The following is an 11828-nucleotide window of genomic DNA, read 5'->3' on the forward strand; positions in this document are numbered from 1 at the left end:
ATCGCCATGCTCGCCTGCCGTTTGAGGTACCGCCACAGGTCGCTGCCCGACCCCACGGCCGGCTGAGCCGATGCGTGCCGATCGCGTCTTCGCGTACGGCGCCGCCGCCGGACTCCTCGGTGACCTGCTGCTCGGTGATCCACGCCGGGGGCATCCGGTCGCCGCGTTCGGACGGGCCGCGGCCGCCGTGGAACGGGTGTTGTGGCGGGACCACCGCGGGTGGGGCGCGCTGCACACCGTCGTGTGCGCCGGGGGCGCCCTCGCGCTCGGGGCCGTGGCGGAGAACGCCGTACGCCCGTCCCGTACCGCTTCCGTCGCCCTGACCGGTGTCGCCACCTGGGCCGTCGTCGGGGGGACTTCGCTCGCGCGCGAGGCCCGGGTCATCGGGCGGGCCCTGGAGGCCGGGGACGTCGAGGCCGCGCGGGAGCGGCTGCCGCATCTGTGCGGGCGGGATCCGCAGGCCCTCGACGCCGACGGGATCGCCCGGGCCGTGGTCGAGTCCGTCGCCGAGAACACCTCCGATGCCGTCGTGGGCTCCCTGGTGTGGGGGGCCGTCGCGGGCGTGCCCGGGCTGCTCGGGTTCCGGGCCGTCAACACGCTGGACGCCATGGTCGGGCACAAGTCCCCCAGATACCGGCGCTACGGCTGGGCCTCCGCCCGGCTGGACGACGTCGCCGGATGGCCGGGGGCGCGGCTCACCGCCGTACTCGCGACCGTGGCCGGTGGGGATCCGCGCGGTGCCGTACGAGCCTGGCGTGCCGACGCCGGCCGGCATCCGAGCCCCAACGCCGGGCCCGTGGAGGCCTCGTTCGCGGGGGCCCTCGGGGTGCGGTTGGGCGGGACGTTGTCGTACGCGGGGCGGGTGGAGCACCGGCCCGTGCTGAATGGGGAGGGGCGTTCCGTGGAGGTCCAGGACATCGAGCGGGCCGTACGGCTGTCGCGCCGGGTCGGGTTGCTCGCGCTCGGCGTCGGTGTCGCCGCACGGGTCGCCCTCAAGGGGCGTGCCTCATGAGCGGCGGTGGGCTGCTCGTCGCCGGCACCACCTCCGACGCGGGCAAGAGTGTCGTCACCGCCGGGATCTGCCGGTGGCTGGTGCGACAGGGGGTCAAGGTCGCGCCGTTCAAGGCGCAGAACATGTCCCTCAATTCGTTCGTGACCCGCGAGGGCGCCGAGATCGGACGGGCGCAGGCCATGCAGGCGCAGGCCTGCCGTGTCGAGCCGACCGCGCTGATGAATCCCGTGCTGCTCAAGCCCGGTGGCGAGCAGAGCAGTCAGGTCGTGCTGCTCGGGAAGCCGGTGGGCGAGCTGAGCGCGCGCGGCTACCACGGGGGACGACAGCAGCAGTTGCTCGGCACCGTGCTGGAGTGTCTCGCCGAACTGCGGGGCACGTATGACGCGGTGATCTGTGAGGGGGCGGGCAGTCCGGCGGAGATCAACCTCCGGCGGACCGACATCGTGAACATGGGGATCGCCCGGAACGCCGGGCTTCCCGTGCTCGTCGTCGGCGACATCGACCGCGGTGGCGTCTTCGCCTCCTTCTTCGGGACTGTCGCCCTGCTCTCGGAAGAGGACCAGGCGCTCGTCGCCGGGTTCCTCGTCAACAAGTTCCGGGGGGATGTCTCGCTGCTCGAACCCGGGCTCGACATGCTCCACGGGCTCACCGGACGACACACCTACGGCGTCCTGCCCTTCCGGCACGGGCTCGGGATCGACGAGGAGGACGGGCTGCGGGTCTCCCTGCGCGGGACGGTCCGGGAGTCCGACACGGCCCCGCCCGTCGGGGAGGACGTGCTGCGCGTCGCCGTCTGTGCGATCCCGCTCATGTCCAACTTCACCGACGTCGACGCCCTCGCCGCCGAGCCGGGTGTGGTGGTGCGGTTCGTGGACCGGCCGGAGGAGCTGGCCGACGCCGACCTCGTCGTCGTTCCGGGCACCCGCGGGACCGTACGGGCCCTGGAGTGGCTGCGGGAGCGCGGGCTCGCGGACGCCCTGCTGCGCAGAGCCGCCGAAGGGCGGCCCGTCCTCGGCATCTGCGGTGGGTTCCAGATCCTCGGCGAGCACATCGAGGACGAGGTCGAGAGCCGGCGGGGGCATGTGGACGGGCTCGGGGTCCTGCCCGTGAGGGTGCGGTTCGCCCGCGAGAAGACCCTCACCCGGCCGGAAGGGGAAGCCCTCGGCGAGCACGTCGCGGGGTACGAGATCCATCACGGGGTCGCCGACATCAGCGGCGGGGAGCCCTTCTTGGACGGCTGCCGGGTCGGCCAGACCTGGGGGACGCACTGGCACGGGTCGCTGGAGTCGGACGGGTTCCGGCGGGCGTTCCTGCGGGAGGTGGCGGCCGCCGCGGGCCGCCGTTTCGTGCCGGCCCCCGACACGTCGTTCGCCGCGCTGCGCGAGGAGCAGCTCGACCGGCTCGGCGACCTGATCGAACAGCACGCGGACACGGACGCGCTGTGGCGGCTCATCGAGTCCGGCGCGCCGCAAGGACTGCCTTTCATTCCACCGGGAGCGCCCGCATGAGCACTGTGTTGTTGTTGTCGACCGCCGACACGGACCTGCTGGCGGCCCGCGCCGCTTCCGGTGCCGACTACCGGATCGGCAACCCGACCCGCGTGGACGTCGCCGAGGAGCTGCCCGCGCTCGTCGCGGGCGCGGACATCGCCGTCGTACGACTGCTCGGCGGCAAGCGGGCCTGGGAGGACGGGCTGGCCGCGCTGAAGGCCGCCGGGATCCCGACCGTGCTGCTGGGCGGTGAGTCCGTTCCCGACGCCGAGTTGATGGCCGAGTCGTCCGTCCCCGCCGGTGTGGTGGCCGAGGCGCTGCGATACCTCGTCGAGGGCGGGCCCGCCAACCTCACCGAGCTGGCGCGGTTCCTGTCGGACACCGTGCTGCTGACCGGTGAGGGATTCGTCGAGCCGCAGAAGATGCCGGAGTACGGCGTCCACGGCTCGTACGCCTACGAGGAGGCCCGTCCGACCATCGGCGTGCTCTTCTACCGGGCCCATGAACTCAGCGGCAACACCGCCTTCGTGGACACCCTCTGCGACGCGATCGAGGCACGCGGCGCCAACGCCCTGCCCGTGTACTGCGGTTCGCTGCGCGGTGCCGACGCGGAGTTCTACGAGCTCCTGGCCAAGGCCGACGCCCTCGTCGCCACCGTCCTCGCCGCCGGCGGCACCCACGCCTCCCAGGCCTCGGCGGGCGGCGACGAGGAGGCGTGGGACATCGGGGCGCTGGCCGACCTGAACGTGCCGGTGCTGCAAGGACTCTGCCTCACGTCGTCCAAGGCGGCCTGGGACGAGTCCGACGCCGCCCTCTCCCCCATGGACGCGGCGATGCAGGTCGCGATCCCGGAGTTCGACGGGCGGCTGATCACCGTCCCGTTCTCCTTCAAGGAGCAGGGTCCCGACGACGTCCCGGTCTATGTCGCCGACCCCGAGCGGGCCGCGCGCGTCGCCGGGATCGCCGTGCGGCACGCCCGGTTGAAGCACAAGCCGAACGCCGAGAAGAAGCTCGCGCTCGTCTTCACCGCGTACCCGACCAAGCACTCGCGGGTCGGCAACGCGGTGGGCCTGGACACGCCCGCCTCGGCCGTTCAGGTGCTGGACGCGCTCCGGGACGCCGGTTACGTCGTCGAGGGACACCCCGACAACGGCGACGAGTTGATCCACCGGCTCATCAACGCCGGTGGCCACGACGTCGAGTGGCTCACCGAGGAGCAGCTGGCCGCCGCGCCCGCGCGGGTGCCGCTGGCCGACTACCGGGCGTGGTTCGACAAGCTCGACCCGGAGCTGCGGGACGCCATGCTGGAGGCGTGGGGTGAGCCGCCGGGCTCGCTGTACGTCGACGGGGACGACATCGTGCTGGCCTCCCTCCAGTTCGGGAACGTCGTCGTGATGATCCAGCCGCCGCGCGGCTTCGGCGAGAACCCGATCGCGATCTACCACGACCCGGACATGCCGCCCTCACATCACTACATGGCGGCCTACCGATGGCTGGAGAACAGCTTCGGTGCGGACGCGATCGTCCACATGGGCAAGCACGGCACGATGGAGTGGCTGCCGGGCAAGGGGCTTGGTCTCAGCGGCGGTTGCGCTCCGGACGCGGTGCTGGGTGAGCTCCCTCTGATCTACCCCTTCATCGTCAACGACCCCGGCGAGGGCACCCAGGCCAAGCGGCGCGGTCACGCCACGGTCGTCGACCACCTCGTACCGCCGATGGCACGCGCCGACACCTACGGCGACCTGGCCAAGCTGGAGCAGCTCCTCGACGAGTACGCGCTCGTCTCCGACCTGGACCCGACCAAGGCACCGGCCGTGCGGGCGCAGATCTGGACGCTGGTGAAGGCCGCCGAGCTCCACCACGACCTGCATGTCGAGGACCAGCCGGACGACGACGCCTTCGACGAGTTCGTCATGCACATCGACGGCTATCTGTGCGAGATCAAGGACGTGCAGATCCGCGACGGACTGCACATCCTGGGCGGCGGCCCGGTCGACGAGGCGCGGGTCAACCTCGTGCTCGCCGTGCTGCGCGCCTCGCAGGTGTGGGGCGGGCAGGCCAACGCGCTGCCGGGGCTCCGGGCTTCGTTCGCCGCCCATTTCGGGCTCGTCGAGAAGGAGTTGCTCGCCGAGCCGGGGGCGCCGGTGAAGGTGCCGGTGGAGCTCTCCGACCTCGTCGAGGGCCCGTCGCGTACCGCCTCCGACGCGATCGACCTGCTGGAGCAGCTCTGCCGACGGGTCGCGGAGGGGATGGAGGCCCGCGACTGGGACGTCACGGTCGTCCCGGCTCTGGTACGCGGTGTGCTCGGCACCGAACTCCCGGACGCGGTCGCCGTGTTGGAGTTCGCGTGCAACGAGGTCGTGCCGCGCCTGGCGAAGACCACCGACGAGATCGACCACATCCTCAAGGCGCTGAACGGGGGTTACGTCCCGGCGGGCCCGTCCGGTTCGCCGACGCGTGGCCTGGTCAACGTGCTTCCGACCGGCCGGAACTTCTACTCGGTCGACCCCAAGGCCATTCCGTCCCGGCTGAGTTGGGAGGTCGGGCAGGCGCTCGCCGACTCTCTCGTCCAGCGGTATCTCCAGGACACCGGCGAGTACCCGAAGTCCGTCGGTCTGACGGTCTGGGGTACCTCCGCGATGCGCACCCAGGGCGACGACATCGCCGAGATCCTGGCACTGCTGGGCTGCCGTCCGGTGTGGGACGAGGCGTCGAGGCGGGTGACGGGCTTCGAGGTCATCGGTCCGGAGGAGCTCGGCCGTCCCCGTATCGACGTCACCGTCCGGATCTCCGGCTTCTTCCGGGACGCGTTCCCGCACGTGGTCGGCCTGATCGACGACGCCGTGCGCAAGGTCGCCGAGCTGGACGAGCCCGCCGACGCCAACTACGTGCGCGCCCACGCCGACGAGGACACCGCCGAGCACGGTGACCGACGGCGGGCGACGGCCCGTATCTTCGGCTCCAAGCCGGGGGCGTACGGGGCGGGGCTGCTGCCGCTGATCGATGCCCGCAACTGGCGTTCGGACGCCGACCTCGCCGAGGTGTACGCCGTCTGGGGCGGTTACGCCTACGGGCGTGGGCTCGACGGGCGGGCGGCGCGCGGGGACATGGAGACCGCGTTCAAGCGGATCAACGTCGCCGCGAAGAACGTCGACACCCGCGAGCACGACCTCGTCGACGCCGACGACTACTTCCAGTACCACGGCGGCATGGTCGCCATGGTCCGGCACCTCACGGGCACCAACCCCGAGGCGTACGTGGGCGATTCGGCCACTCCCGACCAGGTCAAGACCCGCACCCTCGGCGAGGAGACCCACCGGGTCTTCCGGGCGCGGGTGGTCAACCCGCGCTGGATGGCGGCCATGCGGCGGCACGGCTACAAGGGCGCCTTCGAGATGGCGGCGACCGTCGACTACCTCTTCGGGTACGACGCCACGGCCGGGGTCGTGGACGACTGGATGTACGAGAAGCTCAGCGCCGAGTACGTCTTCGACCCGGAGAACCGGGACTTCATGAAGAAGTCCAACCCGTGGGCGCTGCGCGGGATCACCGAGCGGCTCCTCGAGGCCGCCGACCGCGGGCTGTGGGCGGAGCCGGACGCGGACACGCTGGAGCGGCTGCGCGCCACGTACCTGGAGCTCGAAGGCGATCTGGAGGGCGACGACCAGTGAGTACCCCGTTTCCGTTCACGGCCGTCGTCGGCCAGGACGATCTGCGGCTCGCGCTGCTGCTGAACGCCGTGTCGCCGGCGGTCGGCGGTGTGCTGGTGCGCGGCGAGAAGGGCACCGCCAAGTCCACGGCGGTACGGGCGCTTTCGGCGCTGCTGCCGGAGGTGCCGGTCGTCGCCGGGTGCCGTTTCTCGTGCGACCCGGCGAAGCCGGACCCCGCCTGCCCGGACGGCCCGCACGAGATCAGCAGCGGTGTTGAACGCCCGTCCCGCATGGTCGAACTCCCCGTCGGCGCCTCCGAGGACCGGCTCGTCGGCGCCCTCGACATCGAGCGGGCGCTCGCGGAGGGCGTGAAGGCCTTCGAGCCGGGGCTGCTCGCGGACGCGCACCGCGGCATCCTCTACGTCGACGAAGTGAACCTGCTGCACGACCACTTGGTCGACCTGCTCCTCGACGCGGCCGCCATGGGCGCCTCGTACGTGGAGCGCGAGGGCGTCTCCGTACGACACGCCTCCAAGTTCCTGCTCGTCGGCACCATGAACCCCGAAGAGGGCGAGCTGCGGCCGCAGTTGCTCGACCGGTTCGGGCTGACCGTCGAGGTCGCGGCCTCGCGGGAGCCGGACCAGCGGGTGGAGGTCGTACGGCGACGACTGGCGTACGACGACGATCCGGCGGGTTTCGCGGCGCGCTGGGCGGACGAGGAGGCCTCCGTACGTCAACGGGTCGTCGCCGCGCGGGAGTTGTTGCCGTCGGTGCGACTGGGCGACGGGGCGCTGCGGCAGATCGCGGCCACCTGTGCGGCCTTCGAGGTCGACGGCATGCGGGCCGACATCGTGATGGCCCGGACCGCCACCGCGCTGGCCGCCTGGGCCGGGCGGACCGAGGTGCTCGCCGAGGACGTACGGCAGGCGGCGCTGCTCGCGCTGCCGCACCGGCGTCGGCGCAATCCCTTCGACGCGCCGGGACTTGACGAGGACAAGCTCGACGAGACGCTGGAGGAGTTCAGCGGCGAGAACGAGGGTGACGAGGACCCCGATCCCGACGGGCCCGGTGGCGGCGATGGGGGCGGTGGCGGGCAGCCGTCGCCCGACTTCGGTCCGCAGGGTGGCGACGAGGGTGCACGGCCCGAGGAGGGCGAGGGCGGTGAGCCGCAGCCTGCCGGTGCCGGTGCGGGTGAGCAGTCGGCCGTACGGGCCGCCGAGCCCTTCCGTACCAAGGTGCTCAGCGTGCCCGGGCTCGGGGACGGGGCCGCCGGGCGTCGTTCGCGGGCGCGGACCGAGCACGGGCGGACGACGGGTGCGCGGCGGCCCCGGGGGGCGCTGACCAAGCTGCACCTTGCCGCGACCGTGCAGGCCGCCGCTCCGCATCAGCGGGCGCGCGGCCGGTCCGGGACGGGGCTCGTGCTGCGCCGGGACGATCTGCGGCAGGCGACACGGGAGGGGCGTGAGGGGAACCTCGTGCTGTTCGTCGTGGACGCGTCCGGGTCGATGGCGGCTCGGCAGCGGATGAGCGCGGTGAAGGGGGCCGTGCTGTCGCTGCTGCTCGACGCGTATCAGCGGCGGGACAAGGTGGGGTTGGTGACGTTCCGGGGGTCGGCCGCCGATGTGGCGTTGCCGCCGACATCGTCCGTGGACGCCGCCGCGGCTCGGCTGGAGACGTTGCCCACGGGTGGGCGCACGCCGCTTGCCGCCGGTCTGCTGAAGGCCCATGACGTGCTTCGGGTGGAGCGGTTGCGGGATCCGGCTCGGCGGGCGCTGGTCGTCGTGGTGACGGACGGGCGGGCCACGGGTGGGCCCGAGCCGGTCGCGCTCGCGGGGCGGGCGGCTCGGCTCTTTGCCGCGGAGGGGGTCGCCTCCGTCGTCGTCGACTGTGAGTCCGGGCCCGTGCGGCTCGGGCTCGCCGGGCAGCTCGCCGGTGAACTGGGCGGTACCGCCGTGACATTGGACGAGCTGCGGGCGGACTCCATCGCCGGGCTCGTGAAGGACGTACAGAGGAGGGCCGCGTAATGCCTCAGGGGCAGCCGAGTGTGGTGCCGGATGACGGTCTGACCACCCGTCAGCGACGTAATCGGCCTTTGGTGGTTGTGCATACGGGGATCGGGAAGGGCAAGTCGACCGCTGCGTTCGGGCTCGCCCTGCGGGCCTGGAATCAAGGGTGGCCCATCGGGGTCTTCCAGTTCGTCAAGTCGGCGAAGTGGAAGGTCGGCGAGGAGAACGCGCTCCGGGTGCTCGGCGCCAGCGGCGAGGGCGGGTCCGTCGACTGGCACAAGATGGGTGAGGGATGGTCCTGGGTTCAGCGGGACGCCCAGATGGACAACGAGGAGAAGGCCCGGGAGGGCTGGGAGCAGGTCAAGCGGGACCTCGCCGCCGAGAAGTATCAGCTGTACGTGCTCGACGAGTTCGCCTATCCCATGCACTGGGGGTGGGTCGACACGGATGAGGTTCTCGACGTGCTGCGGGAGCGGCCCGGGAACCAGCACGTGGTCATCACCGGGCGTAACGCGCCCGAGAAGCTCGTCGACTTCGCTGATCTCGTCACCGACATGTCCAAGGTCAAGCATCCGATGGACGCCGGGCAGAAGGGGCAGCGGGGTATCGAGTGGTGATGTCCTCATCCGTTTCCGTCCCTCGGCTGGTCATCGCCGCGCCCTCGTCGGGGAGCGGGAAGACCACCGTTGCCACGGGGTTGATGGCCGCGTTCGCCGCGCGGGGGCTTGTCGTGTCTCCGCACAAGGTGGGGCCGGACTACATCGACCCGGGGTATCACGCGCTCGCGAGCGGGCGGGTGGGGCGGAATCTCGACGCGTATCTGTGTGGGCCGGAGCTGGTCGCTCCGCTGTTCCTGCACGGGGCTCGCGGATGTGACATCGCCGTTGTCGAGGGTGTGATGGGGATGTACGACGGAGCCGCGGGGGAAGGTGAACTGGCGTCCACCGCGCATGTGGCGAAGCTGCTGCGGGCGCCCGTGGTGCTCGTCGTGGACGCGTCGTCGCAGTCCCGGTCGGTGGCGGCGCTGGTGCACGGGTTCGCCTCGTGGGATCCCGAGGTGCGGGTCGGGGGCGTGATCCTCAACAAGGTCGCGTCGGATCGGCATGAGGAGTTGCTGCGGGAGGCGTTGGACTCGGCCGGGGTGCCGGTGTTGGGTGTGCTGCGGCGGGTGGCTCAGGTGGATACGCCTTCGCGGCATCTGGGGTTGGTGCCGGTCGCCGAGCGGGGGGCTGCCGCGGTGGAGGCTGTGGCGGCGATGGCTGCGCAGGTTGCCGGCGGGTGCGATCTGGAGGCGTTGGTCGGGCTGGCTCGGGGGGCGGGTGCGTTGTCTTGTGCGGCGTGGGATGCGGGTGAGGTCCTCGCTTCTTCGCCCCCTCCGCCCCTTCCCGTCCCGACCCTGGGGGCTGCCGCCCCCAGACCCCCGCTGTCGGCCCTGAACGGGCCTCGTCCTCAAACGCCGGACGGGCTGAAAGACTCGAACCGGCGTCCATGCAGCCCCGAAAAGCCCGTGGTCGCCGTTGCCGGTGGGCCCGCGTTCACCTTCTCCTATGCCGAGCACTCCGAGTTGCTCGCCGCCGCCGGAGCCGAAGTCGTCACCTTCGATCCTCTTCGCGACGAGCAACTGCCCGACGGGACCCGTGGGTTGGTCGTCGGTGGTGGGTTTCCCGAGGTGTATGCGTCCGAGCTGTCCGCCAATGAGCCGCTGCGCAAGGCCGTCACCGCGCTCGCTCGAACCGGTGCTCCGATCGCCGCCGAGTGTGCCGGGTTGCTCTATCTCTGTCGGGAGCTCGACGGGCAGCCGATGTGCGGTGTGCTCGATGCCGAGGCGCGGATGAGTGAGCGGCTCACGCTCGGGTATCGCGACGCCGTGGCCGTCAGTGACAGCGTTCTGGCCGTCAACGGGACGCGGATGCGCGGGCACGAGTTTCACCGGACCGTCGTCGAGCCGGGCTCGGGGGCGGCTCCCGCCTGGGGTGTGCGCGCCCCTCGACGGCGGGTCGAAGGTTTTGTACAGCAAGGTGTGCACGCGAGTTATCTGCACACGCACTGGGCGTCGCAGCCCGGTGTCGCCCGTAGTTTCGTGGAGAGGTGCCGGACGTCATGAGCAGCAAGCTGATCGGAGTCGGGGTCGGTCCCGGGGATCCGGAGCTGGTGACCGTCAAGGGCGTCAACGCCTTGCGGGCCGCCGATGTCGTCGTGGTCCCGGTCATGGCTGCGTCTGATGGAAAGGACGGCGGGGAGCCGGGGCGGGCCGAGGCCACCGTGCTGCATTACGTGCCCCAGGAGAAGGTCGTACGGGTCGTCTTCGCGCTGAACGAGCGCAGTGACCGGGGGCGGCGGGAAGCCGCTTGGGATGCCGCCGGGGAGCGGGTGGCACAGTTGCTCGCCGCACACGACTCCGTCGCCTTCGCCACCATCGGCGATCCGAACGTGTACTCCACGTTCACCTACCTCGCCCAGACGATCACCGAGCTCGTGCCCGGCACCGTCGTCGAGACCGTGCCCGGCATCACGGCCATGCAGGATCTCGCCGCCCGTTCCGGTGCCGTGCTCACCGAGGGGACCGAGCCGCTCACGCTGGTGCCCGTGACCGCCGGGGCCGCGGCGCTCAAGGAGGCCCTCGCCGGGCCCGGCACGGTCGTGGCGTACAAGTTCGGGCGGCAGGCGCGGGAGGTCGCCGAGGCGCTGCGGGAGACCGGGCGGATCGACGACGCCGTGTGGGGGTCCGCGCTCGGGCTGCCCGAGGAGTCCGTGCGGGCCGCCGCCGATCTCGACGGCGGTCCGCTGCCCTATCTCTCCACGCTCATCGCGCCCGCCCCGCGCGACGGCGGCCGGGGCGGCAAGCTGTGACAGCCGCGAGAGCCGGCTCAGTCGGCGATGCCGACCACGAGCCAGATGAACGCCGCGCCCGCGACCGTGCACAGCAGGGTCGAGCGGGCGGGGTGTTCGTGGTGTGCCTCGGGGAGGATCTCGGCCGCCGCCAGATAGAGCAGCGCGCCGCCGAAGAAGCCCAGGTAGGCGCCGAGCAGATGCTCCGGGATGGTGAAGAGCAGGGTGGACGCCGCGCCCACCACCGGGGCCGCCGCGTCCGCGAACAGCATCGCGAGGGCTCGGCGGCGGGCGTTGCCGTACAGGCTCGTGATCGTGTACGTGTTGAAGCCGTCCGCGAAGTCATGGGCGATCACCGCCAGGGCCACCGCCGTGGCCATGCCGCCGCCCACCTGGAAGGCCGCGCCGATCGCCACGCCGTCCATGGCGCTGTGGCCGACCATCGCCGCCGCGGCCGTCAGGCCGACCTCGGGGACCCGGCCGCCGCCCGAAGCCGCGTCACCGGCCTCCTCGGCGCCGTGTGCCGCCTGACGGGCGGCCAGCAGACGTTCCACCAGATGGGCCAGCAGGAAGCCCGCCACGAAGAGCAGCAGGGCCGCCGGGACACCGAAGACCTCCGTGCCCGCCGCCTCCAGCGCCTCGGGCAGCAGGTCCAGGCCGACCACGCCCAGCATCAGGCCGCCGGCCAGGCCGAGGACGAGGTGGCGGCGGTCCGTCACGCGTTGCGCCGTCCAGCCGCCGGCCAACGTCATCAGGAACGCGCCGAGCGCGACGAACACCGCCATGGGCCCTTCGTATCCGATCAGCCCCTGTGCGCGCACATCCAGATCCCCTGTGAAGC

General features: G+C 71.9%; 8 protein-coding genes. 7 read left to right on the top strand and 1 reads right to left on the bottom strand.

Annotated features, from left to right (window positions below; genetic code table 11):
* Positions 1 to 70: 70 nt before the first annotated feature.
* From ABKA17_RS32675 to cobI, 7 genes are read left to right on the top strand one after another with little or no spacing between them, the layout of a single operon-like run.
* Positions 71 to 1012 (top strand): cobalamin biosynthesis protein, encoded by a 942-nt coding sequence (locus ABKA17_RS32675; RefSeq protein WP_353695927.1) that lies wholly within the window; start codon positions 71 to 73, stop codon positions 1010 to 1012.
* Positions 1009 to 2520: a cobyric acid synthase gene (locus ABKA17_RS32680; protein ID WP_353695928.1), complete on the top strand. Its 1512-nt coding sequence runs from the start codon at positions 1009 to 1011 to the stop codon at positions 2518 to 2520. The genes ABKA17_RS32675 and ABKA17_RS32680 overlap by 4 nt, the downstream gene beginning before the upstream one ends.
* On the top strand, positions 2517 to 6173 hold the full coding sequence (gene cobN / locus ABKA17_RS32685; protein WP_353695929.1) for a cobaltochelatase subunit CobN: 3657 nt from the start codon (positions 2517 to 2519) through the stop codon (positions 6171 to 6173). The genes ABKA17_RS32680 and cobN overlap by 4 nt, the downstream gene beginning before the upstream one ends.
* The gene (locus tag ABKA17_RS32690; protein ID WP_353695930.1) at positions 6170 to 8176 is read left to right on the top strand and encodes a putative cobaltochelatase; all 2007 of its coding nucleotides are present in this window, start codon (positions 6170 to 6172) and stop codon (positions 8174 to 8176) included. Before cobN ends, ABKA17_RS32690 begins: the two co-directional genes overlap by 4 nt.
* The gene (gene cobO, locus ABKA17_RS32695) at positions 8176 to 8775 is read left to right on the top strand and encodes a cob(I)yrinic acid a,c-diamide adenosyltransferase (RefSeq protein WP_353695931.1); all 600 of its coding nucleotides are present in this window, start codon (positions 8176 to 8178) and stop codon (positions 8773 to 8775) included. The genes ABKA17_RS32690 and cobO overlap by 1 nt, the downstream gene beginning before the upstream one ends.
* Positions 8775 to 10262: a cobyrinic acid a,c-diamide synthase CobB gene (locus tag ABKA17_RS32700; RefSeq protein ID WP_353695932.1), complete on the top strand. Its 1488-nt coding sequence runs from the start codon at positions 8775 to 8777 to the stop codon at positions 10260 to 10262. The genes cobO and ABKA17_RS32700 overlap by 1 nt, the downstream gene beginning before the upstream one ends.
* Positions 10259 to 11008 (top strand): precorrin-2 C(20)-methyltransferase, encoded by a 750-nt coding sequence (gene cobI / locus ABKA17_RS32705; RefSeq protein WP_353695933.1) that lies wholly within the window; start codon positions 10259 to 10261, stop codon positions 11006 to 11008. The genes ABKA17_RS32700 and cobI overlap by 4 nt, the downstream gene beginning before the upstream one ends.
* Positions 11009 to 11025: 17 nt before the next feature.
* On the opposite strand, the gene ABKA17_RS32710 is transcribed toward cobI, so the two are convergent.
* A complete protein-coding gene (locus tag ABKA17_RS32710; RefSeq protein WP_353695934.1) occupies positions 11026 to 11772 on the bottom strand; it encodes a ZIP family metal transporter in 747 nt (248 codons plus the stop codon).
* Positions 11773 to 11828: the final 56 nt, after the last annotated feature.

The organism is Streptomyces sp. RG80 (genome assembly GCF_040446465.1).
In the GTDB taxonomy this organism is placed as follows: domain Bacteria; phylum Actinomycetota; class Actinomycetes; order Streptomycetales; family Streptomycetaceae; genus Streptomyces.